We start from the raw sequence: 23238 nt of genomic DNA on the forward strand, positions 1-23238 counted from the left end.
AGCCGGTCGCAACAAGGCCCGCCGGAACGACGATGCAGAATACGCCGCTCTCCCTCGACGCGGTCAATGCCATGAACGAGACGGCCTTTATCGCCTCGTTCGGCGATATCGCCGAGCACTCCCCCTGGGTCGCCCGCGCGGCCTATGCTGGCCACCCCTTTGCCGATCATGCGGCGTTGGTGGCGGCTTTCCATGCCGCCATCGCCGCCGCTCCGCATGAGGCGCAGCTCGCACTCCTCCGTGAGCATCCCGATCTTGCCGGCCGCGCCCGCATCGCAGAGCTGGCCGTCGAATCGCAGGTCGAGCAGCTCGGCGCGGGACTCGATCGTCTGACGGCCGACGAATATGCCGAGTTCACCCGCCTCAACGAGGCTTATCGGGCGCGGCACGGCATTCCGTTCATCCGCGCGGTCAAGGGCTCCACAAAGGAGCAGATCATCGAAGCGTTCCGCGAGCGGCTGCCGAATACGCCGGAGACGGAGTTCGCCATGGCGCTGACGCAGGTGCAGCGGATCATCCGCTTCCGCCTTGAGGATCGCGTCGCATCATGACCATCGTGCCGGCAATCGGACGTCTGACGACACGGCAGATCGGCGAGCGCGCCCAGGCCATGATCGATGCGCTCTCGGTGATCTCCGCTGACGAGGACGCCCTGACGCGGCTCTATCTGACGCCGGAGCATCGCCACGCCGCCGAGATGGTCAGCGGCTGGATGGAGGCTGCGGGCCTTTCGGCGCGGATGGACGCTGCTGGGACGGTGCGCGGCGCGATGCCGCCAGCCGCCACTGGCCGCAACAGCAACAAGGTGCTGTTGATCGGTTCGCACATCGACACCGTCATTGATGCCGGTCGGTTCGACGGCAATCTTGGCGTCATCGTCGGAATCCTGGCCGTGGAGCAATTGCGGGCGCGCGGCATCGCGCTGCCGTTCGGCCTTGAAGTCCTTGCCTTCGGCGATGAGGAGGGCGTCCGCTTTCCGGTGACACTGACCTCGTCCGCAGTAGCGGCTGGCGTTTTCGACACCAAGGCGCTCGACGTCGCGGACGAGAAAGGCGTCACGTTGCGCGAGGCGCTGATCGCCTTTGGCGGCGATCCGGAGCGGCTGCGGCAGGAGGCCTATCAGCGTCCGGCGGTGCTAGGCTATCTCGAGGTGCATATCGAGCAGGGGCCGGTCCTGGAGCGCGCGGGCGAGCCGCTGGGCGTCGTGACCGCCATCGCCAGCCAGAGCCGCCACCGCATCCGCATCCGCGGCGAGGCGGGCCACGCTGGCACCGTCCCGATGGAGATGCGCCACGACGCGCTCATGGCCGCCGCCGAAATCATGCTGATGGTCGAGGCCATCGCGCGGAAGGGCAAGAAGCATGCTCTGGTTGCAACCGTCGGCCATGTCGAGGTGATGCCCGGCGCCTCCAACGTAATCCCGGCCGATGTGCGCTTTTCGCTCGACGTCCGCGCCGCGACGGATGAAGCCCGCAAGGCAGCGGTGGAGGAGATCACCCTGTTCGCGCGCAAGATCGACAAGCGCCGCCACGTCGTCGTCGGTGTCGAGACGATGATGGAGAAGGGCGTCGCAACCTGCGCGCCGCGCCTGACCAAGGCGATTGCGGCAGGTGTTGGGGCCGTCCAGGGCAAGCCGGCGCGCAGCCTAATGTCGGGCGCCGGCCATGATGGCCAGTCGATGGTGCAACTCGGCGATTTTGGAATGATCTTTGTTCGCTGCCGGGCCGGCATCAGTCATAATCCCAACGAATGGGTGTCGATCGACGACATGGGCGTCGCGGTGGAGGCGCTGGTGGCGACGATCGAGGAACTGGGGCGGCAGGAAAGGGCAGGGCGATGATCGGCGCGGCGGTCGACAGCCTCTTTGAACGCGAAGTCGCGTTTCTGAAGGCCATGATCCGCATCCCGAGTGACAATCCGCCCGGCGATTGCGCCGCGCATGCCGAGGCCGCGACTGCCGCTCTTGAAGCGCTCGGCTTCAGCGTCGAGCAGCATCCCGTCCCCGAGCCGTTTTCCCGCCAGCATGGCCTTCGCAGCATCATCAACCTGATCGTCCGGAAGACGTTCGGCAGTGGCCTCGGCCCGGTCATCGCGCTCGCCGCCCATGGCGACGTGGTGCCGCCCGGCGAGGGCTGGAGTACCGATCCGTATGGCGCGGAGGAACGGCATGGCGCCATCTATGGCCGCGGTGCCGCTGTCTCGAAAGCGGATTTCGCGGCCTATGCCTTTGCGCTTCTGGCGCTAGGCCAGTCCGACAGGGCGCTTGATGGCGGCGTCGAGCTGCATTTCACCTATGACGAGGAAACGGGCGGCTTTGTGGGGCCGAAATGGCTGCTGGAGCACGGTCTCTCCAAGGCCGACTATGCGATCACGTCGGGCTTCTCTCATGCTGTCGCCACGGCGCATAGCGGCGTGCTGCATCTTGAAGTCGTTGTTCGCGGCCGGCAGGCACATGCGGCCGTCGCCGCGCTCGGCGCCGACGCGCTCGAAGCGGCGACACCCGTCCTCGCCGCCATCTATGCCGAGCGCCGCCGCCTGACAGCCATCCGCTCGGATGAGCCGGGCATCGGCGGTCCGCAGATCACCGTTGGTCTCATCTCGGGCGGCATCAACACCAATGTCGTGCCGGATCGCATTCTGCTCAGGATCGACCGGCGCATCATTACCGAAGAAGACGGCGAGGCCGTCGAGGCTGAGCTGATCGGGTTGATCGAGGCGGCGGCGCCCTCGACCCCCGGCATCGAGATCGAATGCCGCCGCATCCTGCTGGCCGAGCCGCTGCGGCCGCTGCCCGGCGTCGACAAACTGGTCGAAGCCATCAGGGAACCTGCCGAGGCGCTGTTCGGCGTGCCGATCGCCGTCACAGGCGTGCCGCTCTACACCGATGCGCGCCACTATGCGGCAGCCGGAATCCCCACGGTGCTTTATGGCGCCGGCCCGCGTTCGATCGCCGACGGCAACGCGCATTCGGCCGACGAGCATATCCGCCTCGACGATCTGCGCGCGGCCACCGAAGTCATCGCACGGGCGCTTGAGACGTTGCTCGCGCGATAGAGGCAACCTTTCGGACGCCGAGGAACGTCAGCGCGCCGGACCGGGCCAGACTGCTGATGGTGCCGTCTCGTTCAGCGAGCGCCTGATCCCGAGTGCGCCATCCTCGATGCGGATTCGATAGACGAGAAGCGCGATGTTGAGCACGCCGAACAGCAGGGCCAGCCAAGGTAGGCCGAGCGCACAAGGCAGCAGAGGCATCTCGATCGCGACGATCAGGTAGTTCGGATGCCGCATCAGCCTGTAGGGCCCGCGGCGGCGAAGCGGCAGGTCGTCGACTGTGATGATACGCGTCGTCCAGAAGGCGCCGAGGCTGGCGATCGTCCAGACCCGCATCACCTGGAGCAGCGCATAGACACCCAGGAGGATCCAGGGCACCGGAATACCCGGCTGCACGAACAGCAGCATGGCACCGATCCAGGCGCCATGCAGGAGGATGAACAACGGATAGTGCCCGGCGCCGATCTCGCGGCCCCGCCGCAACATCAAGGCGCGGCGGTTTCGCTCCGACCAGGCCAGTTCGATGATGCGTTGGATGACAACGAAACCGAGCAGGAGGTAGGGCCAGAGCATGATCATGCTGCGCCGGATCCGACATGTACCATCTGGAAGGCCGCCGTGAAGCCGGGGCCGAGCGCCGAGAGCAGAAGCGAGCCCGTCGTGCCGCGGCGGATCAGTTCATCAAGAACGAAGAGCACGGTCGGCGCCGACATATTGCCGTTCTCGCGCAGCACCTTGCGCTCCGCATCGAGGCCCATCGGCTCGTAGCCGAAGACTTTTTCGAGTTCGTCGACAACCTTGGCGCCGCCGGGATGGCAGCAGGGGCGATCGATGTCGTCGGGGGAAAGGCCGGCGCTCCCGAGAAAGCCCTCGAGCGCGCCCGGCATGTCGCGCGAGACGATTTCGGGAATGCTCTGCTTGAAGATGACGTCCAGTCCCTGGCCGTCGACATCCCAGCCCATGACATCGAGCGTATCGGGCCAGCAGTGTTCACCACCGGCGCCGATCATCACAGCGCTGTCCGCGGCGCTGCCGCTTTCAAGCACGGCAGCGGCGCCGCCATCGCCGAACAGGGCGCAGGCGACGAGGTTGCTCTTGGTGATGCGGTCGTAGCGAAACGCCAGCGACGAGAACTCCACGACGATGAGCAGGCACCTGCTCCCCGGCATGGCCCGCGCCATCTGCGCGGCACGGCTGAGGCCGAGAACGCCGCCGGCGCAGCCGAGGCCGAAAATCGGCAGTCGCACGACATCGCGCCGGAACGGCATCTCGTTCATGATGCGCGCCTCAATGCTCGGCGTCGAAATGCCGGTCGACGACACGAACACAATCTGGTCGATGTCCTCCGCCTTCAGTCCCGCAGCCTCGAGCGCCTTCTCAGCCGCCTTGCGGGCGAGGGCGGTGGCGTTCTTGACGTAGAGCTTCGTCTTTTCGCCGAAATCGGCCTCGCCCATGAACCATTCGACGGGAAGACAGGAATGGCGCGTGTCGATGGCGGCGTTGTCGAACACCTGCTGCAACTGATCAAAGAATGGCATGCGGCTGCCGAAGACCTCGCGGGCCCGCTCACGCGCCACGATCTGCGGCACGTGATGATCGGGGGTAACCGTGACGAGCGAGCGAAGGGTCACCGACGGCGGCACGAGGTGCTGCGCCGCCGCCAGATCGAGAGGACGCTGAAGCGTCATGAGATCGGTCTTTCTGCTCGGGGGCGCTTATTCGTGCCCGGTTGTGAGGAAGTTGGAGAGGTCCTGGTACTGCTCGCAACTAGTATTGCCGCATAGCTTTGCCAGTGTGGCGAGTTCGGCCTTCGCTTCCTCGATCCGGCCGGCAGTCGCATAGCCTTCGCCGAGATATTCGCGCGTATTGAGATTGTCGGGCTCGAGTTCGAGCGCCTGCTTGTAGTAGCCGATGCCGACATCGACGTCGCCCATCTTGCGGTGGCTGTAGCCGATATAGGTCAGGACCGTCGCATCTTTCTTGTTGCCGACGGCGTCTAGCACCGCGAGCGCGTTGTCATAGTAGCCGGCGAGGGCGAGGGCACGACCCTGCTGTGTCAACTCCTTGTCCGACAGGCTGCCCGATTGCGCCTTGACGCAGCGCTCCAGAGCCTTCGACCAGACGAGGCCCTTCCTGCAGACCTGATTGGCGGGCATCCCGCCGCTGCCGCTGCTTCCGCCTCCGCTGCCGCCACCTCCACCGCCGCTCGCGGCCGCTGCGGGCAGGGCGGCCAGCACCGAGATTCCGACCGCGAGAGCGGTTCGCGTTGCAAAGCCGAACATGTTAGTCATCGTCACCTCCAGCGCATCCTCGCCGCGATCGGCGTGGTCTGTGCATGAACACGCGCTCCCAGCCGCCTATTCGCATCCCGATGAACAACAGCAGTCACGATGATGTGAGATTGGGGCTGAGGCCGTCATTGCCCGCGCTCTGGCGCTTCGCTCTCGTGCTTTCGCGCAGCCGGGACACGGCCGATGACCTCGTGCAGGCAACCTGTGTGCGCGCGCTCGAGCGGGCAGGGCAGTACGAGCCCGGGACGCGGCTCGACCGGTGGCTGTTCTCGATCCTGCATTCAATCTGGGTCAACGAAGTGCGGTCACGCAAGGTCCGACAAGGCAGTGGCGTCATCGATGCCGAACTGGCGCTGATTTTTGACGGCCGACAGGCGATCGAGACGAATATTCTGGCGGCTCAGATGTTAGCTGCCATCGGGAAGCTGCCCGAGCCTCAGCGCGAGGCTGTGCTGCTCGTCTATGCCGAAGGATTTTCCTATCAGGAGGCCGCGACCTTTCTCGGCATACCTATCGGAACGATCATGAGCCGGCTGGCCGCGGCGCGCGGGCGGCTCGCTGAATTGAACGACAACAGCGGGGACGGCGATGGCCGGAACTGAGCATCAGGATGACGAGACGCTCACCGCCTTCCTCGACGGGGAACTGAGCCCGCGTGACCATGGCGCCGTGCTCGAGCGGCTCGGCGGAGATCCCGGACTGCGTCAACGCCTGGAGGCGCTGCAATTCTCCCGGCAAGGCCTCGACGCCGCGTTCGGGGCAATGCTGAGCGTTGCGCCACGCGCCGATCTCGAAGCAATGCTCGACCGGGCGCTCGCCCAGGCGCCGCAGCCGCGCCGTTCTGCGCCGATCCGCTCGCGCATTTGGCAGACGTGGCAGCCGCGTCTTCTTGCAGCGGCGGCCCTCATCGTCGTTGCCTGTCTGGCGGGCGGTCTCGGCTATAGCCTTGGCGGCGCGAACGCGCCCAAGGCGGCTGAAGGCTGGCATGAGGCCGTCGCGGAATACTGGGCGCTGACGACCAAGGCGACGCTTGCATTGGCGCCGTCGCCGGCGACGCGGACGCAGCAGCTCGCTCTTGCCGGCGACGCGCTCGGCATTCCCTTGACCGCATCGGCGATCTCGCTGGACGGGCAGTCCTTCCGCGGCGCGCAGCTCTACGAGTTCAACGGCAAGCCGCTGGTGCAAATTGCCTATCTCGATCCGGACTATGGCCCGATCGCCTATTGCGTGATCCGCAATGGCAAGCCGGGCGCGACATCCCCGACGTCAGCGGAAATCGGCGGCTTCAATGTCGTGCACTGGTCCGGCGACGGGTTCGGCCGGATGGTCATCGGCCGTGCGCCCGCCGGGCGGCTGGCCGAGATCGCGGCAAGGCTGGCAGGCGAAGCCGGGCAGGGCGCCTGAGCGCCCTATCCCGCTGCGACCTCAGACGACCTGACCGTAGAGGTCGTAGGCGTCAGCGCGATCGATCTTGGCGGTGACGATGTCGCCGACGCGGATCGGGCGGCGCGACACCAGGTGGACGTTGCCGTCGATCTCGGGTGCATCCCAGACCGAGCGTCCCTTGGCCGAAAGCCCGCCGCTTTCGTCGACGATGACCTGGATGCGGCGGCCGACCCGCTTCTGCTGGCGGGCGGCGCTGATCGCCTGCTGCTTCTTCATGAAGCGGTTCCAGCGTTGCTGCTTGACCTCTTCCGGCACCGGATCGGCGAGCTCATTGGCTGGCGCACCGTCGACCGGTTCGAACTTGAAGCAGCCGACGCGGTCGAGCTTCACCTCGTCCAGCCATTCAAGCAGGAACTCGAAATCCTCGTCGGTCTCGCCGGGAAAGCCGACGATAAAAGTCGACCGGATCGCCAGATCGGGACAGATTTCGCGCCACCGATGGATGCGCTCGGCCGTCTTTTCCTGGTTGCCCGGACGGCGCATGGCCTTGAGGACGCGCGGGCTCGCATGCTGGAAGGGAATGTCGATATAGGGAAGGATCTTGCCCTCGGCCATCAGTTCGACGACAGCGTCGACATGAGGGTAGGGGTAGACATAGTGCATTCGCACCCAGGCGCCGAGTTCGCCGAGCGCCGATGAAAGGTCGAGGAACTTCGCCCTCACCTCGCGGTCGCGCCAGCGGCTCGCTTCATATTTGATGTCGACGCCGTAGGCGCTGGTGTCCTGCGAGATGACCAGAAGCTCCTTGACGCCGGCCTTCACGAGGCGCTCGGCCTCGCGCAGCACATCGCCGGCCGGGCGGCTGACGAGATCGCCGCGCAGCTTGGGGATGATGCAGAAGGAGCAGCGGTTGTTGCAGCCTTCGGAGATCTTGAGATAGGCGTAGTGGCGCGGCGTCAGCTTGATGCCCTGCGGCGGCACGAGATCGACGAAGGGATTGTGCGCCGGCGGCACCGCCTGATGCACGGCGCCGAGCACGCTCTCATATTGCTGAGGGCCGGTGATCGCGAGCACATTCGGGAAGGCGTTGCGGATCTGCTCGGGCTCGGCGCCCATGCAGCCGGTAACGATGACCTTGCCGTTCTCTTTCATCGCCGTGCCGATCGCTTCGAGCGATTCCGCCTTGGCGCTGTCGAGGAAGCCGCAGGTATTGACGATCACGACATCGGCGCCGTCGTGATGGCGCGACAGTTCGTAGCCCTCGGCGCGCAGATGCGTCAGGATCCGCTCGCTGTCGACCAGTGCCTTGGGACAGCCGAGGCTGACGAAGGAAATGCGCGGGGCTTCGCCCGTAGGCGCTTCGGGATTCATGGACATCATCCGAAAACGAGGGTGGGGCGGCATCGTGGCAGCCGCCAGATCGCCCGATCTGCGGGCGTTTGGCGCCTATCTGTCCAACCGCCCGGCGCATGTCAATGGCGAAGGACGCGGCAAGGCGCCCGAGCCCGGCCGCGCCGGAGGAGGGCGACCGTTTAGCCCCCTAGGCAAACAGCAGTTCCAGCGCGCGGTGATCCGAGACCTCCGGCTCGGCGACGACATCGAACTGCGTGACCGCGACGGTGTCCGAGACCAGCATATAATCGGCAAAACGACCGGGCTTCCGGTACCAGGACGTGCGCGTGTCGGTGTGGCCGCGGCCGGTGACGAGATCGGCGAGGCCGAGGCGCGCAAGAGCGGCGAGGGTGGCGCTGTCTGGCAGCACATTGAAATCGCCGCAGACGACGAGCCGCTCACCGGCCGGACGCACCTGCCCGATCAACCGGATCAGCGCTTCAGCTTGCGCCGCGCGTTCCGGCGTATCGCCCTTGCCGGCCGGGTCGCGCAGGCCGTGCATCTGCGCGACAGTCAACGTGAAGTCGGCCGCATAGTCATGGACCCGGAAGACGTGGGCGTTGCGCGCGCGCGGATGCTCGCCCCAGCCATTGGCCGAGAACGCGCCGTGGACGAAGCCCTGGGCCTGGCCGAGCAGCGGCAGCGATTTCCGAATGAACGTCGCAAGCCCGAACTCCGACATCACGGCCTGATCGCCATCCCAAAGGACACCGCGCGCTGCCGGCATGAACAGGCCGTCGTGTCCCGGCAACACTGCGGCGATCTCGCTGAAAAGATCGGACCGTTGCGACAGCTCGATCCCGTCGTCACGATAGACGAGCCAGGACGAGGTCTCGGCAGCGCTGCCGACCTCAGGCGACCGATGCGTCCGCGTCACTTCCTGGAGGCAGAGAATGTCGGCGTCGCATTCGCCGAGGTAACGGAGCAGCGGCGCATGGAGGCGGCCGCCCCACACATTCAGCGACAGGATCTTCAGCATCGGTCCATCTGCTCATCTGTAACGATCATTGCTGCCGAGCCTCTCCGCAAATGCGGCGCTTGCCAATCGCGACGTCAGCGAGCTTTCGCGCGGTGCGGACCATCGGATGGGGCAGGCAGCGTTTGGGGCCATGGCTTTACGGTCGTCAGGGCCTGAGCACGCCACATGCAAGATTCGCATAAGGAAGATTATGGAACCAAAATGCTAGTCCGGGCGAGGGTGGCGATATCTGCCATTGGCGCCCCCCGCGCTGCAGTCGAGCCAGGTCGCGATCGCAATGGTTTCGGGAAACCGGTGAAGCTCTCCGAGCGTATGTGATATCGGGCGCCGCATCCATGGTGCCCGCTTCCTGCCCGCAGATTTTCTCCCTGGAGATCGCTAATGAGCATCGCGACCCGCAACGAAGCGGTCGATCGTCCGGCGACGATTGCGGCTCTCTGCTGGCTCGGCACGGCCACAGCCTATCTGGTGGCGGAGACGATCGCGGCGCGCGCCTTTCGCGATTACAGCTACCAGACCAACTTCATCAGCGATCTCGGTATCCCGTATCAGACGGTCTCCGGCGGACGTGCGATCGACTCGCCGCTGGCTTGGGTGATGAATGCCGGCTTCCTGGTCCAGGCGCTGTTCTTCGCTTCGGCGGCGCTGGCCATCGGTCGGGCGCTGCCGGTGCGCGGCAAGGCCTATGGGCTCTTCCTCGGCGCTGCGCTGGCCGACGCCACCGGCTTGATCTTGATCTCGGTCTTTCACAGCGGCGCTCGTGAGGTCGCCAATGGCCAAATCGTCTGGCATACGATTGGCGCCGGACTTTCGATCCTTGGCGGCAATCTCGTCGCGATCTCGTCGGGTTTTGCGTTGCGGCCGCTCGGCATGCCGCGCTTCTACAAGCCGGCCGGCATCGCGTTCGGCCTATTCGGCATCGGCAGCATTGCCTGGCTGATGGTGGGGCCGAAGGTCATTCCGGACGGCCTCGTCGAGCGTGCCAGCGTCTATTCAATTACCGCCTGGGAATTGATGACCGCGGCACTGCTGCTCAGGAATCGCGGCGGCCGGCCGTGAACGGGTCGGCCGGCCGGTCGGGGCAGGGCTTCAGAAGGTGAGCTGATGCACGCCGCGGACAAGGCCGCCAACGGCCGCACCCGATAGGCTCCAGGCCGTGCCGACGAGTTCGCTACCGCCGGAGATAACGGCCTCGCCGCTGCGGACGAGGAGACCGCGCTCACTCCCCTCACCTGCCACACGACCCACCGGCAGCGGCGGAACGGGACCATCCGGCGCGGCCGTCGCCACGTCATATTCTGCTTCGGCCGGCGCCGGATCAACGGGCGTCTGTACGACCGGCTGGGCTGTTGCCACCACCGGCGTCGCAGGCGGCGCGATGCATTCGAGGCATGGCCGCCGCAGCGGCTTCGGCGGCAGTGCCGCGACCGGTTCGGGCTGCTCGGCAGCAGGCTTCGCCTGGTCGGCGACCGGCGCCACCTTGGCAGGCTGCACGACGGCCACAGGCGCCGGTGCGACGGGCTCGATGATGCTGGCGATGCGATCCGGCCCGATCATGTGGGTTCCCGAGACCACGAGGACAGGCTGCTCGACATCGCCCGGCGCAAGCGCGCCGGTGCTGGCAATCGCCGCCGCGCCGAGAGCGACCGCGATCGCGGCGCTATAAAGCACGATGGGGAACCGGCCGGATGACCGTTCCATGCGGAAGTGCTTGTCCATGATGATCTCTGGCCTCTGCGATTCTCTTTGCATGCGTTGCAGTCTTGCCGCAGTTTTCGGCTGCATGCCGACCGGATCGCGGCGCGATTGCGTCTTTTGTGACGAAGGATTGCGTCTATCGAGCCGGCATGGCGCGAGATTTCGGGTTTTCGGCAGCGTGTCATATGGTAATACCAAAGACGCATCCGGTGACCTTCCGAGGACGCCGGCAAAGACCCGACATCCTGGAGGATCGCCTTGGCCTATAGTGACCATCCGCGCCCGCAGATCGAGCGCGCCCGCTGGCTCTCGCTCGATGGAGCGTGGCAGTTTGCCTATGATGACGACGCACGCTGGACCGGCCCGGCCGATGCCTCGTTTGATCGCACCATCACCGTCCCCTATGCGCCCGAGGCACCGCGAAGCGGCATCCACGACGAGGGTTTCCATCCGGTCGTCTGGTATCGCCGCACGCTTGAGCTGCCCGCCGATCTCGCGCCTGATGCCGCGCATGACGCGATCCTGCATTTCGGCGCCATCGACTATAAGAGCGATGTCTGGATCAACGGCCAGCATGCCGCGTCGCATATCGGCGGTCACACGCCCGTCCGCGTCCGCCTTGCGCCCTTCATGACCGGCGGATCGCTGGACATCGTCGTCCGCGCCGAAGACGATCCGCTCGACATGATGAAGCCCCGCGGCAAGCAGGACTGGCTCGCGGCCCCGCATGGCATCTGGTATCCGCGCACCACCGGCATCTGGCAGACCGTGTTCGTCGAGCAGGTCGGCCGCAGCCATATCGAGCGGCTGCAATGGACCCCGGATTTCGCGAAGTTCGAGATCCGCCTTGATACGCGCATTGCTGCGCCTGACGGTCATCGTCTGCGCGTCCGGCTCTGGCTCGGCGGCCGCGTGCTGGTCGAGGACGAATATGGCCTGAAGGGGCGGGACACCAGCCGCGTCATCGCCCTCCCCGATCCGGGCATCGATGACGCCCGGGCCGACTTCGTCTGGTCGCCGGAGCACCCGCAGCTCATCGATGCGGAGCTGTTCCTGGTCGATGCGAATGGCGACGTCGTCGACGAGGTCAAGAGCTATACCGCGCTCAGGGCCGTCTCGACCGCCAATGGCCGCTTCATCATGAATGGCCGCTCCTACTTCCTGCGTCTCGTGCTCGACCAGGGCTATTGGCGCGAAGGCGTGATGACCGCGAGCGACGAGGAACTGCGCCGCGATGTCGAACTGACCAAGGCGCTCGGATTCAATGGCGTGCGCAAGCACCAGAAGATCGAGAACCCGCGGTTCCTCTATTGGGCCGATGTGCTCGGCCTGCTCGTCTGGGAGGAAATGCCCAGCGCCTATGGCTATTCGAACGAGTCCGTAACGCGGCTCACGGCCGAATGGCAGGAAGCGATCGAGCGCGACTATTCGCATCCTTCGATCGTCGCCTGGGTTCCGTTCAACGAGTCTTGGGGCATCCCGGAGCTGCCGCACAGCCCGGTCCAGCGCAGCTACCAGCAGGCGCTCTATCACCTGACCAAGACGCTCGATCCAACCCGTCCGGTGAGCGGCAATGACGGCTGGGAGCAGATCGCCACCGACATCTTTGCGGTGCACGACTATCATCATAGCGGCGCGATCCTGCACGAGCGTTATGGCTCCGCCCCTGCCTTCAAGGACACGCTGACGACATTCCGTTCAGCGGGACGCGCGCTTGCCATCGATGGCCATCCATTTGCCGGCCAGCCGGTGATGCTGACCGAATTCGGTGGCATCGCTTATTTCATGGGGACTGAGGCCGGCTGGGGCTACAGCACGGCGCAGGACGCGGAGGATTTCGTCGAGCGCTATGCCGACGTCCTCTCCGGGGTCACCGATTCCGAGCTCCTCGCCGGCTATTGCTACACGCAGCTGACGGACACCTACCAGGAGCAGAACGGCGTCCTCACCATGGACCGCAAGCCGAAGGCCGATATCGAGGCCATCCGGGCGGCCAATCTCGGCGTCGCGATCGAGCGGCTGCCGCAACACCCGCTTGGCTACAATGCCCGCTGGCTGAAGACACAGGCAGAACGCGGCAACTGAGCGCCGCATCTCATAAGCCGAAGACCGAAGGGCAGGGGCGATCTCCCTGCCCTTCTTGTTTCAGGGGCCGATAGGCGGCGGCAGATTCTTGCGGCCGAGCTGGGTTTTCTCGAAGGCGAGCACGATGAACAAGGAAAGGCCGAAGGGAATCAGGAGGTAGAGCAGGCGAAACACGATCAGTGCCGCCAGCACGTCATTCGGGTTCATCTCGGGCAACGCAGCCAGGAAGGTGACTTCCAGCACGCCGAGGCCGCCGGGCGCGTGCGACAGCAGCGCCAGCGTGAAGGAGGCCAGGAAGATGCCGAGGATGATCAGGTAGCCCGGATTCCCGGTCTCCGGCAGCGCAAAATAGATGATCGCCGCTGCCCCGCCGAGCTCAATCGGGCCGGCGAGAAGCTGGCGTCCCACGATTGGAAGGCGCGGATACTGAACGTAGAACTTGCGGATGTGCCACGGAGGCAGATGCCGCCAGGACCCAAACACATAAAGCGCAACGAGAAGCAGCAGGACGAGGCCGAGAACCAGTCCCGTCAAAGGCGGCACGTCGATGAAGCGCGTGATCAGATGCGGTTTTAGCACGAGCACAAGCCCGCTGGTCAGCACGGTGCCGAGGGCAAAGGTGAACGAGCAGAAGACGATGAGAAGCCCGATTTCCTGCGCCGTCAGTCCGCGCGTCGAATAGGCCCGATAGCGAACCACCGCGCCCGAAATCACCGAGGCGCCGATATTGTGCGACAGCGCGTAGGTCGTGAACGAGCAGAGCGAGATGAACAGCCAGGAGATCTTCTTGCCGCCGATATGGGCGATCGCGATCCGGTCATACCAGGCGAGCGCGCCATAGGCGCAAAGCGTCGCCAAAACCGCCAGGATCCAGTTGTGGACGCTGATCGCCGCCAGGCTGTCAGCAACAGCCGCGAAAGAAATACGGCGAAACTCACGATAGAGAATGAAGATCGAGACGATGACCGCCACGATACCGAAAATAGACCATGCCGCGTTGCGGAGCTTCATTGACGCCTTTTTCCTTTTCGCACCGATCTCCGCCGGCGCTGCCACAGCTTCAGGAGATTGGCATGCTGGTTCCGGGACGGCCAGACCTAAGCGGCCCGATCGCCTCCAAAGCAGACACCAATCGCTAGAGGGAAAGGTCGATGACCATGCCGTCAAAGGCCGGCTCGATATCGCCGGGCAGCATCGCAACGAGCGTGCGATAGTCGAGATCACCATGCATATGCGTGAAGATCGTGCGGCGCGGGCGCAGGCGATCATGCCAGGCGATCGATTCATCGACGCTGAAATGACTTGGATGCGGCCGCCAGCGCAGCGCGTCGACAATCCATAATGAAAGCTGCTGCAGGTGTGGCAGCGTCTCGTCGGGGAGAGCGCTGACATCGCTCGAATAGGCGAAGTCGCCGATCTTGAAGCCGAGGCTATCGATATCGCCATGAACCTGGCGGAACGGCAGGATCGCCAGCCTTCCTCCCGGACCATCGACGCTAAAGCGCTCGCCGGCGACGATTCTCTGGCGGCCGAGGATCGGCGGGTAGCTGCCGCCGGCCGGCGTCTTGAAGCAGTAGCCGAACGCCTCCTCCAGCCGCTCCTGTGTGCTGTCGTCCGTATGGACCGGTACCAGCTTGCGACTATCGAGCCAGAAGGAGCGCAGGTCGTCGATGCCGTGCGTGTGATCGGCATGGGGATGCGTGTAGAGGACGGCATCGAGCCGGTCGACTCGCGCCTCGAGAAGCTGGTTACGGACATCAGGGCCCGTATCGACCAGCACGCGGGTCGGATAGGGGCTGTCGCCCCGGAAGCCGTCGATGAGGATCGAGGCACGCGTGCGCCGGTTTTTCGGTTCAGACGGGTCGCAGGCGCCCCAGTCATTGCCGATGCGGGGCGTGCCCGGCGAGGCGCCGCAGCCAAGAATGGTGATGCGGATGCGCTCGGCCGCTGGTGCCGTTTCCATCGGCTCACCCATGGGCCGCAGCAGCCTTCTCGAATGCCGACGCCGGCACCTTGGTGAAGAGGCGGCGGAAATTGGCCGTCGTGACGGCCGCAATCCGCTCCATTGAAAGGCCGCGCACCTCGGCAAGCACGGCTGCGGTGTCTCGCACATAGGCTGGGCGATTGGTGTGGCCGCGATGCGGCACCGGTGCCAGATAGGGCGCATCGGTCTCGACGAGAAGCCGGTCTTCCGGGATGTCGCGGGCGATCGCGCGGATGTTCTCGGCGCTGCGGAACGTCAGGATGCCGGAAAACGACACATAGCAGCCAAGCGCGACGCCGACCTCGGCCAGTCTGGCCCCTGACGAAAAACAGTGCAGGATAGCCGGGAAGGCACCCTCCCCGTTTTCTTCGGTCAAGATGGCGACCATATCTTCGTCGGCTTCGCGGGCGTGGATCACCAGCGGCAGGCCGGTGAGACGCGCTGCCGCGATGTGGCGCCTGAGGCCCCTCGCCTGCTCGGCCTTGTGCTCGGCGCCATAGACATAGTCCAGCCCCGCCTCGCCGATCGCGACCACTTTCGGATGCGCGGCAAGGGCAACGAGCTCGGCCGTCGTGACATCGGGCTCTTCATGGGCGCTGTTCGGATGCGTCCCGACGGAGCAGAAGACGGATGGATAACGCTCGGCGATGGCGCGGATCTGGTCGAACCGGCGAACGCGAGTCGAGATCGTCACCATCAGGCCGACACCTGCCGCGTGGGCCTCGTCGATGAGCCCCGCGCGGTCGGCATCGAATTCGGGGAAATCGAGGTGGCAGTGGCTGTCGACGAGCATTGGTCCTGAAAGCAAATTGCGTGACGTGCCCTCGAGGCGAGGCACGGGCCAGAGGATTGAGTAGCTGCTTCGTGCTGCCCTGTCGACCGTTCTGGACAGGCTGAGGCCCGCGCTTCTACAATCTATGCAAGCATCATTCCGAACGGGATTCGATATTGCCTTCCCTGCAAGTTTCCCTGTTTGGGTTGACACCGAAGCGCCTCAAGGAAGAGGTGATGCTGCGGCGTCTTGCGACCGGCATTTCCGAGATGGCGACGTTCTCGCCAAGCCTTGCCTTCGAGCATGGCAGCGAGCGCAGCCGCCATCGTCATCTGGTCGGCTTCGAGCGCATCGGCAACCAGATCAACATCGTGCTCGACCGCGATCGACTTGCTAGCGATTGGCCCCTCTACCAGATGATGTGGCGCCGTTTGCCGACGCTGGTCAGGCTGGTGTCGCGCACGGCGCCTGAGGTCACTTCGCTGCTCGGCAACATCTCGGACGGCGGCGGAAACGAACCGAACGAACTCGCTTTCTGCAGCGACGAGCCGCAAGCGGTTCTGGTGCCCGACCCCGGCTTCATGACGGCGCGTCTTTATCAGCCTTTCCGGGAACTGGCGGACAGCAAGCCCGGGCAGTGGAACCGGCGCAAGGAGACGCTGCTCTGGCGCGGCGCCATCACCGGGCCTGGCCATGCCATCACCGAGCAGATGGACATGGACGATCCGAGCCTCAAACAGCGCGTCCGCTTGTGCCTCGCCCTGCGCGGGCTTCCCGATGTCGATGTGAAACTGACGTCGACGGAGCGCGACGCCGCCTCCCACCAGACGCGAGAAGCAATCCGCACGCACGGACTACTGGGGGATTTCGTCCCGCCCTCGCGCTGGCACAGTGTCAAATTTGCGCTCGATATCGATGGCCCAACAAACAGTTGGGGCAACATGTTCACGCGGCTTCTCATGGGCTGCTGCATGCTGAAGGTCGAGTCGTCGCACGGCTTTCGCCAGTGGTATTACGACGATCTCGTGCCTTGGACGCATTATGTCCCGGTCGCAGCTGATCTCTCGGATATCGTCGAGAAGATCGAATGGTGTCGCGATCACGATCAGGCTTGCCGCGAGATTGCGGCAGCCGGCCAGGACTTCGCCCTTCGCCGCACGGTCGAATCAGAAACCGTCGCGAGCGTTCAGAAAATCAACGAGATTTTCGCCGGAGCTTGAGCGTCGCCCGGGACGTGGGAAGCACCGACTTCGCCGGTGCCTCCTGTTACTCGATGCCGGTGTCTGATCGGCACGCTGGCTAAGCTTGCGTCCCTTCGTCCGCGACATAGCGCGGGAATACACCGCTCGGCACCGGCAGAGCGCTCCCGCCTACAAGCCGCCCTGCTTCGCCGAGTGCTTTGAAATCACGGCGATCAGACGGGACACCCAGCAGATCCAGCAGCTTGCCGCTGGATGCTGGCATGACGGGCTGCGACAGGATCGCGATCTGGCGAACCAGTTCGGCCGTGACATACAGCACGGTCGCCATGCGCTCCGGATCGGTCTTCTTCAACTGCCAGGGCGCCTCGCCCGCAAAATAGCGGTTGGCTTCGGCGACGACCGTCCAGATGGCGCCAAGCGCCTGGTGGATCTGCTGGCTCGCGAAAGCGGCGCGGCAGATGGGCAGCAGACCGTCGGCGCTGGCAAGGATCTCGCGATCGGCGTCGGTCAAAGCCCCTGGAACCGGCAACGTGCCGTCGAGGTTCTTGGCGATCATCGACAGCGAGCGCTGCGCCAGATTGCCGAGGTCATTGGCGAGATCGGCATTGATGCGGTTGACGATCGCCTCGTGGCTATAGCTGCCGTCCTGCCCGAACGGGACCTCGCGCATGAAGAAGAAGCGAACGGGATCAAGGCCGTAGGTCTCGATCATCGAGAACGGGTCGATGACGTTGCCGACCGACTTCGACATCTTCTCGCCGCGGTTGAACAGGAAGCCGTGCGCGAAGATCCGCTTGGGCAGAGCGATCCCGGCCGACAACAGGAAGGCCGGCCAGTAGACCGCATGGAACCGCACGATATCCTTGCCGATGACGTGAAGATCGGCCGGCCAATAGCGCTTGAAGCTTGCGCTCTCTGTGTCGGGGTAACCGACGCCGGTGATGTAATTGGTCAGGGCGTCGACCCAGACATACATCACATGCTTCGGGTCGCCCGGCACCGGAATGCCCCAGTCGAAGGTGGTGCGCGAGATCGAGAGGTCGCGAAGGCCTCCGCGCACGAAACTTATGACCTCGTTCCGGCGCTCATCCGGTCCGATAAAGTCCGGATTGGACTCATAATGGGCGAGCAGACGGTCCTGATAGGCGGAAAGGCGGAAGAAGTAGCTCTCTTCCTCGACCCATTCGACCGGTGATCCCAGCGGTTCGCGGCGCACACCATCCGTACCGACCGTCGTCTCCTTCTCGTCGAAGAATTGCTCCTGCCGGACGGAGTACCAGCCCGCATATTTATCCAGGTAGATATCGCCGTTTTCGGCCATGCGGCGCCAGATTTCTTCGCTGGACCGATGGTGGCGCGTTTCCGTGGTGCGGATGAAATCGCTGGGGTCGGCGCCAACCGCGGCGACCAACCTCTGGAAGGCCGCGGAATTCTGGTCAGCGAGGGCAAGCGGCGCCAGGCCGGCCTTCTCGGCGGTCTGCTGCATCTTGAGGCCGTGCTCGTCCGTTCCGGTCAGGAAGAACACGTCCTTGCCGTCGAGCTTTTGAAATCGCGCCAGTGTATCCGTCGCGATCACAGTATAGGCGTGACCAATGTGCGGAACGCCGTTCGGGTAGAAAATCGGGGTGGTGAGGTAGTACTTCGGCGTCGTCATCGCCTTCTCGCCTTTTTTTCGATTGCGACATCAACAAGGGCCCCGAACTGTGTCAGGGTCGCGGAGCGTCACATTCGGGTTGCGCGGGCGAGCATGTCGATAGTCGTGAGCACGTATTGCTTGCGGTCAAGATTGAGTGCCTCGACCTCGGCCGAGGATTGGCGGACTTTCTCCCATACCTCCGCCCAGTGCGCAAGCGGAACGGCCGCCACGACCGGTGGCAGAGCGCCGAGCGTTTCCGGCTCGGGCAATCCGCGCGCGCGGCGCGCCAGCCAGTCGAAGACGAGGTCCTGGAAGCTCTCGAAAGCGTCGTCGGCGCCCCTCTGCGCGACAAGATCGCCGAGGCGGTGGGCCGCGTTCGCGTCAAGCGCCGGGAATCGGCTGACGGCGCGGCTGAACGCGTTGCCGATCGCCAACACGTCTTCGTCGAGAAAGCGGACGGCGCGGCGGATGCTGCCTTCGCCCGCCAGCGCCGCGAACCGCCGCTCATCCGGTCCAGCATCGGAATGGCGCTCCAGCGCGTGTTCGATGGCTTCGGGCGTGAGCGGCGTCAGGTCGAGACGTCGGCAGCGCGAGCGGATCGTCGGCAGAAGCCGGCCCGGCGCATGGCTGAGCACGAAGAACAACGCGCCGCGTGGCGGCTCTTCGAGAACCTTCAACAAGGCATTGGCCGCGTTGGTATTCATGTCGTCAGCGGCATCAACGATCGCAATGCGCCAGCCTGCTTCGCCGGCCGTCGCGCCGAAAAACGGGATCGTGCGACGGACCTCATCGACGGTCAGCGATTCCTTGAAGCGCTTGTTTTTGTCGTCATAAGGCCGCGCCAGGGTCAGGAGATTCGGATGCGCGTGGGCCGCGATCTTGCGCGCTGCCGGATGATCGGGGTCGATCGCGAGGCTTGTCGCTGCTGGTGCCAGCGTCGGATCGGGATGGGCGAGCGCGAAGCGGGCGAAGCGATAGGCGAGCGTCGCCTTGCCACTGCCACGCGGACCGCTGATCAGCCAGGCATGGTGCATGCGCCCGCCGCGATAGGCGTCAATCAGAAGTTGTTCGTCAGCTACGGAGCCATACCAGTCCGTCTGCTGCTCAGGGCTCGGCCAGCCATCAAGCGCGTCGAGCTGCGGCAGATCCGGCGAGGCGGCCATGATCAATCCTTCATTCGGTTTGTGCCAGCAATCGGCTGACCACGGCCTGCCAGATATCCGCCGCAACGTCATCCTCTTCTCGCGTCGCGTCGATCACGATGCACCGTTCTGGTTCACGCGCTGCGATACCGAGAAAGATTTGCCGGCGGACCTCGTGCCGGGCGATCGTCTCGCGCTCAAAGCGATCGGCGCCATCCGATCCCCGCCGCGCCGCCGCCCGGGCCAGCCCGATCTCGGCCGGCAGATCGAGCATCAGCGTCAGATGCGGTCGCATGTTGCCGATGGCAAGCGCCTCGAGTTGATCAATGAAGGTGGGATCGACGCCGTCGGCACCTTGATAGGCACGTGTGGAATCGATGAACCGGTCGCACAGCACGAATGCACCGCGATCGATCGCTGGCTTGATGACCTGATCGACGTGATCCGCTCTGGCTGCCGCGAAAAGGATCGTCTCCCCCTCCGCGCCAAGTGGCTCAGCGGCGCCGGAGAGAATATAGCTGCGGATCGCCTCTGCTGTCGGTGTTCCTCCCGGCTCGCGCGTCACGACCACATCGATGCCGTCGTTCTTCAGGCGTTCGGCGAGACGCCGCAACTGTGTCGACTTCCCCGCGCCCTCGCCGCCTTCGAAGGTGATGAAGCGCCCTGCCCGCGCCGACGACGATCCCGACGGATCGCCAGATTCTTCTGCGCGCATCAGAGCCAGCCGATCAGCAATTCGCCGAGCGCATCAAAGGCCCGCCGTTCCATTGTTCCCGTCGCGACATCCGCCATCGTGACGACCGGCTTCTCGACCAGAAGGTCGTCTCCGACATAGACCTTCACGGTTCCAACCTGCTGTCCAGCCTTCACAGGCGCGACCAGCGGCCCGTCATAGACGAGCCGCGCACGAATCCGGTCTCGCGCGCCGCGGACAAGCAGCACATCGAGTGGTGCCGTAGTCGCGAGCGGCACGCCACCCGCCACGCCGCCATAAACCCGAGCATCGGCGATCGTCTCTCCGGCGCCGAAGAACCTTATCCGCTCAAAGGCCGTATCTGCATAGTCGAACAGCTTGGAGGCTTCCTCCGCCCTCGCTTTGTCGGTCGGCAGGCCGCTGACGACCGCCGTCAGTCTGTGGCCGTCGCGGAGCGCCGAGGCGGTCAGCCCAAAGCCCGCCGTTTCGCTGTAACCGGTCGAAAGGCCGTCGACCCCGATGCCGGCGGCTAGCAGCGGGTTGCGGTTGCGCTGATAAATCTTGTTCCAGGTGAAGTCCGGCTCAGCATAAATCTTGTAGAGATCTGGATGGGTGAGCGCGAGATAGTTGGCGATCGTGGCGAGGTCGGCGGCTGTCGTCTTCTGCTCTGGATCGGCAAGGCCCGTGACATTGCGAAAGCTCGAGCCAGTGAGGCCAAGCGCCGCCGCCTTCTCGTTCATGCGAACCACGAATGCCGCTTCCGAACCCGCAATCCCTTCGGCAAGGATCAGACAGGCGTCGTTGCCAGCCTGCACGATCGCGCCACGAAGCAGGTCCGCCACAGGCACGCCCGACTTGAGCGCCGCGAACATCGTGGCGCCACGCGACGGCGCGCCACCGGTGCGCCAGGCGTTCTCGCTGACCTTGAAAGTCTGGTCAATCTTGACTTCGCCGGCCTTCAAGGCGTCGAAGACCACCGCCATGGTCATCATCTTTGCCATCGCGGCGGGCTCGAACGGATCATTCTCCGCCTTTCGGTAGAGTGTCGCGCCGGAATCGACATCGATCAGGATGGCGCGCGGCGCCTTACTGTCGAAGGCTTGCTGCGCCTGGACGGCAGCCACCGAAAGCTGCAGCAATGCAACGGCGATCAAAGCTTGGCGCGGCGCATAAGGCAGCATGACAGGACCCGCTCGGAGACGCCCTGGCTTTGAGATGTCGTTGCTGCGGACCGGCCGTCAAGCGCCCTTACGGCACTGACTTCCTTAGCGCGTGACGACGTACGCATCCCGGGCGCCGGCCGCCGTGACGGCCGCGACAGCTTCGCTGTCGGAAACGCCCCGGTTGGTGACGAGCAGCGTCAACCGCTGCATCGTCTTCCCGCCAACGACAACGTCAACCGTTCTCGCGCGCCCGAGCCAAGAGAGGCGTTCCGCCATGGCTGCGGCATTGGCATCGCTGGCGAAGACGCCGATGGCGATCTCCGTCGCGTCTGCGCTGCGCTCGGCAGCAGCGCGGGCAACGGCTTGCTGCAAGGCGAGCTTGAGGCCGGCACGGGAGGATCGCCCCAGATCATCGGCAGCGCGCTGCGCTTCCGTGAAGTCTGGATCAGAGGCGTAGGATGACCGTGCGGAGCGATAGACCGGCTGTTGATCCTGCTCGGTGAACGCCGATGGATCGTCGACAGTGAAACTGCCGAGCGTGCGCTCGCCATAGGTCGTGCCGTCGGTCGCCGACGCGCGCACAACGGTCGGCGCGGCGACGCTTTCCGGTTCGGCAATCGCAACGGCGGCAGGAGCCTGATAGACAGGCGCCGCGGCCGGCACGTTGTTCTGCGCAGCCTGAATTTCATAATTGTACGGATCGATCGGCGTTCCGCCCTCGACGAAGATGTCCGGGCGTGCACGCGGGATCGGGGCCATCGCGAGAACGATCTGCGAACTGGCGGCCGGCGCGCGCATGGCGACAGGGACGATCGCGGTAGGCGCAGGCTGGCGCATCGCAACCGAGATCGTCGGCGCAGCCGCCCGCGGCTGCGACCGCATGGCGACGGCCACCGCGCTCGCGCGCTTCACCTCGTTCATGGCAACCATCACATTCGGATTGCCGATCTCGGTGTTCTGCGGTGCGACATAGGTCGCCATCAACATCTGGCGGTCATGACCTTCCATCTTGGCCGGGCCGATATATTCGACCTTGACCTTGACGGCTCCGTGCCGCTTCACCTCAAGCAGTTCCGCTGTCTTGGCGGAAAGATCGATCAGACGGTCACGCTCATAGGGACCGCGATCATTGACGCGGACCACGACTGACGAGCCATTCTTGAGGTTCGTGACGCGTGCATAGCTCGGCAGCGGCATGGTCGGATGCGCCGCCGAGAGCGTATCCATGTCATAGACTTCGCCGTTTGCCGTATACCTGCCGTGGAAGGCGGAGCCATACCAGGACGCGTAACCGACAGCCGTATATTTGCGGTTCTCGAACGGCTTGTAGACACGGCCTTTCACTGTATAGGCCTTGCCGACCATATAGCGTCCGCCGCCCTGCGGGACGGCCTGCCCATATTGGACAACGCGCGGGCTGGCTTTCACGCCATACTTGCTCTCAGGAAAATATTCGGACGAGCGCTTCTTGGAAGGCGGCGGCGCGGATGCGCACGAGGCCACGAATGACGCTGCCGCGGCGATGAACAACGCTGCCACAAACGGCTTTGCGGCCAAACGGTCCAGTCGCGATACGCGCGGGCTGTGTTTACTAGACGTCCCCATCCTGCCTCTCTGATAGCAGCAACTGCCCGCCTTGTCGACCAAGCAGCCGGATCGCGCCTCAACACCGACACGCCGACGGCACGGACAAGGCGATACCGCCCGGCCATCCCATGCTCCATAGGCAGGCACTTCTGTTGACAGGTGGTTAAGAAGCCCTC

Annotated in this window: 22 protein-coding genes; 8 read left to right on the forward strand and 14 right to left on the reverse strand. The window is 64.8% G+C overall.

Going from position 1 to position 23238, the window contains the following annotated elements; all coding sequences use genetic code 11:
- Positions 1 to 32: 32 nt before the first annotated feature.
- From uraD to BUB39_RS13785, 3 genes are read left to right on the forward strand one after another with little or no spacing between them, the layout of a single operon-like run.
- Positions 33 to 551 carry a 2-oxo-4-hydroxy-4-carboxy-5-ureidoimidazoline decarboxylase gene (gene uraD / locus BUB39_RS13775; protein ID WP_139251476.1) on the forward strand — a complete coding sequence of 173 codons (519 nt, stop codon included), beginning with the start codon at positions 33 to 35 and terminating at the stop codon, positions 549 to 551.
- Entirely contained in the window at positions 548 to 1840 is a 1293-nt protein-coding gene (locus BUB39_RS13780) for an allantoate amidohydrolase (protein ID WP_073054369.1), read from the forward strand. Before uraD ends, BUB39_RS13780 begins: the two co-directional genes overlap by 4 nt.
- A complete protein-coding gene (locus BUB39_RS13785) occupies positions 1837 to 3054 on the forward strand; it encodes a M20/M25/M40 family metallo-hydrolase (RefSeq protein ID WP_073054371.1) in 1218 nt (405 codons plus the stop codon). The genes BUB39_RS13780 and BUB39_RS13785 overlap by 4 nt, the downstream gene beginning before the upstream one ends.
- A 27-nt stretch (positions 3055 to 3081) precedes the next feature.
- On the opposite strand, the gene BUB39_RS13790 is transcribed toward BUB39_RS13785, so the two are convergent.
- From BUB39_RS13790 to BUB39_RS13800, 3 genes are read right to left on the reverse strand one after another with little or no spacing between them, the layout of a single operon-like run.
- A complete protein-coding gene (locus BUB39_RS13790; protein ID WP_244540253.1) occupies positions 3082 to 3630 on the reverse strand; it encodes an isoprenylcysteine carboxyl methyltransferase family protein in 549 nt (182 codons plus the stop codon).
- A complete protein-coding gene (locus BUB39_RS13795; RefSeq protein WP_084527366.1) occupies positions 3627 to 4739 on the reverse strand; it encodes a type III polyketide synthase in 1113 nt (370 codons plus the stop codon). Before BUB39_RS13795 ends, BUB39_RS13790 begins: the two co-directional genes overlap by 4 nt.
- Positions 4740 to 4766: 27 nt before the next feature.
- Positions 4767 to 5342 (reverse strand): tetratricopeptide repeat protein, encoded by a 576-nt coding sequence (locus BUB39_RS13800; RefSeq protein WP_084527368.1) that lies wholly within the window; start codon positions 5340 to 5342, stop codon positions 4767 to 4769.
- Between the two features lie 44 nt (positions 5343 to 5386).
- Between BUB39_RS13800 and BUB39_RS13805 the strand changes: the two genes are divergently transcribed.
- Both BUB39_RS13805 and BUB39_RS13810 read left to right on the forward strand, forming a co-directional pair.
- Positions 5387 to 5944: an RNA polymerase sigma factor gene (locus BUB39_RS13805; protein WP_139251477.1), complete on the forward strand. Its 558-nt coding sequence runs from the start codon at positions 5387 to 5389 to the stop codon at positions 5942 to 5944.
- Positions 5931 to 6746 (forward strand): anti-sigma factor family protein, encoded by an 816-nt coding sequence (locus BUB39_RS13810; protein WP_073054374.1) that lies wholly within the window; start codon positions 5931 to 5933, stop codon positions 6744 to 6746. Before BUB39_RS13805 ends, BUB39_RS13810 begins: the two co-directional genes overlap by 14 nt.
- A gap of 21 nt (positions 6747 to 6767) precedes the next feature.
- On the opposite strand, the gene rimO is transcribed toward BUB39_RS13810, so the two are convergent.
- Together rimO and BUB39_RS13820 are read right to left on the reverse strand one after the other, a co-directional pair.
- Positions 6768 to 8099, reverse strand: a complete 1332-nt coding sequence (rimO, locus tag BUB39_RS13815; protein ID WP_073054376.1) for a 30S ribosomal protein S12 methylthiotransferase RimO — start codon at positions 8097 to 8099, stop codon at positions 6768 to 6770.
- Between the two features lie 169 nt (positions 8100 to 8268).
- Positions 8269 to 9099, reverse strand: a complete 831-nt coding sequence (locus BUB39_RS13820) for an endonuclease/exonuclease/phosphatase family protein (RefSeq protein WP_073054378.1) — start codon at positions 9097 to 9099, stop codon at positions 8269 to 8271.
- Between the two features lie 381 nt (positions 9100 to 9480).
- Between BUB39_RS13820 and BUB39_RS13825 the strand changes: the two genes are divergently transcribed.
- Positions 9481 to 10158, forward strand: a complete 678-nt coding sequence (locus tag BUB39_RS13825; protein ID WP_073054380.1) for a DUF998 domain-containing protein — start codon at positions 9481 to 9483, stop codon at positions 10156 to 10158.
- A 30-nt stretch (positions 10159 to 10188) separates the two neighbouring features.
- Here BUB39_RS13825 and BUB39_RS13830 read toward each other — a convergent pair whose 3' ends face one another.
- Entirely contained in the window at positions 10189 to 10818 is a 630-nt protein-coding gene (locus tag BUB39_RS13830; RefSeq protein WP_073054382.1) for a hypothetical protein, read from the reverse strand.
- 237 nt (positions 10819 to 11055) lie between these two features.
- On the opposite strand from BUB39_RS13830, the gene BUB39_RS13835 reads away from it, so the two are divergent.
- Positions 11056 to 12882: a glycoside hydrolase family 2 protein gene (locus BUB39_RS13835; protein WP_073054384.1), complete on the forward strand. Its 1827-nt coding sequence runs from the start codon at positions 11056 to 11058 to the stop codon at positions 12880 to 12882.
- A gap of 60 nt (positions 12883 to 12942) precedes the next feature.
- Here the strand turns inward: BUB39_RS13835 and BUB39_RS13840 are convergent, their stop codons facing one another.
- The 3 genes from BUB39_RS13840 to BUB39_RS13850 all read right to left on the reverse strand — a co-directional run bounded on the left by BUB39_RS13840 (position 12943) and on the right by BUB39_RS13850 (position 15659).
- Positions 12943 to 13893, reverse strand: a complete 951-nt coding sequence (locus BUB39_RS13840) for a lysylphosphatidylglycerol synthase transmembrane domain-containing protein (RefSeq protein ID WP_073054386.1) — start codon at positions 13891 to 13893, stop codon at positions 12943 to 12945.
- A 124-nt stretch (positions 13894 to 14017) separates the two neighbouring features.
- Positions 14018 to 14845 carry an MBL fold metallo-hydrolase gene (locus BUB39_RS13845; protein ID WP_073055514.1) on the reverse strand — a complete coding sequence of 276 codons (828 nt, stop codon included), beginning with the start codon at positions 14843 to 14845 and terminating at the stop codon, positions 14018 to 14020.
- Between the two features lie 4 nt (positions 14846 to 14849).
- The gene (locus BUB39_RS13850; RefSeq protein WP_073054388.1) at positions 14850 to 15659 is read right to left on the reverse strand and encodes a TatD family hydrolase; all 810 of its coding nucleotides are present in this window, start codon (positions 15657 to 15659) and stop codon (positions 14850 to 14852) included.
- A 215-nt stretch (positions 15660 to 15874) separates the two neighbouring features.
- Between BUB39_RS13850 and BUB39_RS13855 the strand changes: the two genes are divergently transcribed.
- Positions 15875 to 16858 (forward strand): glycosyl transferase family 90, encoded by a 984-nt coding sequence (locus tag BUB39_RS13855; RefSeq protein ID WP_073054390.1) that lies wholly within the window; start codon positions 15875 to 15877, stop codon positions 16856 to 16858.
- 79 nt (positions 16859 to 16937) lie between these two features.
- Here the strand turns inward: BUB39_RS13855 and metG are convergent, their stop codons facing one another.
- The 5 genes from metG to BUB39_RS25985 form a co-directional block, all read right to left on the reverse strand.
- Complete coding sequence (metG, locus tag BUB39_RS13860; protein WP_073054391.1) at positions 16938 to 18494, reverse strand: methionine--tRNA ligase; 1557 nt, start codon at positions 18492 to 18494, stop codon at positions 16938 to 16940.
- A 68-nt stretch (positions 18495 to 18562) separates the two neighbouring features.
- A complete protein-coding gene (locus BUB39_RS13865; RefSeq protein WP_073054393.1) occupies positions 18563 to 19639 on the reverse strand; it encodes a DNA polymerase III subunit delta' in 1077 nt (358 codons plus the stop codon).
- Between the two features lie 10 nt (positions 19640 to 19649).
- Positions 19650 to 20333 (reverse strand): dTMP kinase, encoded by a 684-nt coding sequence (gene tmk, locus BUB39_RS13870; RefSeq protein WP_073054395.1) that lies wholly within the window; start codon positions 20331 to 20333, stop codon positions 19650 to 19652.
- On the reverse strand, positions 20333 to 21493 hold the full coding sequence (locus BUB39_RS13875; protein WP_073054397.1) for a D-alanyl-D-alanine carboxypeptidase family protein: 1161 nt from the start codon (positions 21491 to 21493) through the stop codon (positions 20333 to 20335). The genes tmk and BUB39_RS13875 overlap by 1 nt, the downstream gene beginning before the upstream one ends.
- A gap of 84 nt (positions 21494 to 21577) precedes the next feature.
- A complete protein-coding gene (locus BUB39_RS25985) occupies positions 21578 to 22903 on the reverse strand; it encodes a septal ring lytic transglycosylase RlpA family protein (protein WP_425292915.1) in 1326 nt (441 codons plus the stop codon).
- Positions 22904 to 23238: the final 335 nt, after the last annotated feature.

The organism is Kaistia soli DSM 19436 (assembly GCF_900129325.1).
GTDB lineage: Bacteria > Pseudomonadota > Alphaproteobacteria > Rhizobiales > Kaistiaceae > Kaistia > Kaistia soli.

Bases quoted from the DNA above. Each gene is read 5' to 3' on its own strand.
- uraD (WP_139251476.1), top strand. From the start codon at position 33: ATGCAGAATACGCCGCTCTCCCTCGACGCGGTCAATGCCATGAACGAG.
- BUB39_RS13780 (WP_073054369.1), top strand. From the start codon at position 548: ATGACCATCGTGCCGGCAATCGGACGTCTGACGACACGGCAGATCGGC.
- BUB39_RS13785 (WP_073054371.1), top strand. From the start codon at position 1,837: ATGATCGGCGCGGCGGTCGACAGCCTCTTTGAACGCGAAGTCGCGTTT.
- BUB39_RS13790 (WP_244540253.1), bottom strand. From the start codon at position 3,630: ATGATCATGCTCTGGCCCTACCTCCTGCTCGGTTTCGTTGTCATCCAA.
- BUB39_RS13795 (WP_084527366.1), bottom strand. From the start codon at position 4,739: ATGACGCTTCAGCGTCCTCTCGATCTGGCGGCGGCGCAGCACCTCGTG.
- BUB39_RS13800 (WP_084527368.1), bottom strand. From the start codon at position 5,342: ATGACTAACATGTTCGGCTTTGCAACGCGAACCGCTCTCGCGGTCGGA.
- BUB39_RS13805 (WP_139251477.1), top strand. From the start codon at position 5,387: ATGAACACGCGCTCCCAGCCGCCTATTCGCATCCCGATGAACAACAGC.
- BUB39_RS13810 (WP_073054374.1), top strand. From the start codon at position 5,931: ATGGCCGGAACTGAGCATCAGGATGACGAGACGCTCACCGCCTTCCTC.
- rimO (WP_073054376.1), bottom strand. From the start codon at position 8,099: ATGAATCCCGAAGCGCCTACGGGCGAAGCCCCGCGCATTTCCTTCGTC.
- BUB39_RS13820 (WP_073054378.1), bottom strand. From the start codon at position 9,099: ATGCTGAAGATCCTGTCGCTGAATGTGTGGGGCGGCCGCCTCCATGCG.
- BUB39_RS13825 (WP_073054380.1), top strand. From the start codon at position 9,481: ATGAGCATCGCGACCCGCAACGAAGCGGTCGATCGTCCGGCGACGATT.
- BUB39_RS13830 (WP_073054382.1), bottom strand. From the start codon at position 10,818: ATGGACAAGCACTTCCGCATGGAACGGTCATCCGGCCGGTTCCCCATC.
- BUB39_RS13840 (WP_073054386.1), bottom strand. From the start codon at position 13,893: ATGAAGCTCCGCAACGCGGCATGGTCTATTTTCGGTATCGTGGCGGTC.
- BUB39_RS13845 (WP_073055514.1), bottom strand. From the start codon at position 14,845: ATGGAAACGGCACCAGCGGCCGAGCGCATCCGCATCACCATTCTTGGC.
- BUB39_RS13850 (WP_073054388.1), bottom strand. From the start codon at position 15,659: ATGCTCGTCGACAGCCACTGCCACCTCGATTTCCCCGAATTCGATGCC.
- BUB39_RS13855 (WP_073054390.1), top strand. From the start codon at position 15,875: ATGCTGCGGCGTCTTGCGACCGGCATTTCCGAGATGGCGACGTTCTCG.
- metG (WP_073054391.1), bottom strand. From the start codon at position 18,494: ATGACGACGCCGAAGTACTACCTCACCACCCCGATTTTCTACCCGAAC.
- BUB39_RS13865 (WP_073054393.1), bottom strand. From the start codon at position 19,639: ATGGCCGCCTCGCCGGATCTGCCGCAGCTCGACGCGCTTGATGGCTGG.
- tmk (WP_073054395.1), bottom strand. From the start codon at position 20,333: ATGCGCGCAGAAGAATCTGGCGATCCGTCGGGATCGTCGTCGGCGCGG.
- BUB39_RS13875 (WP_073054397.1), bottom strand. From the start codon at position 21,493: ATGCTGCCTTATGCGCCGCGCCAAGCTTTGATCGCCGTTGCATTGCTG.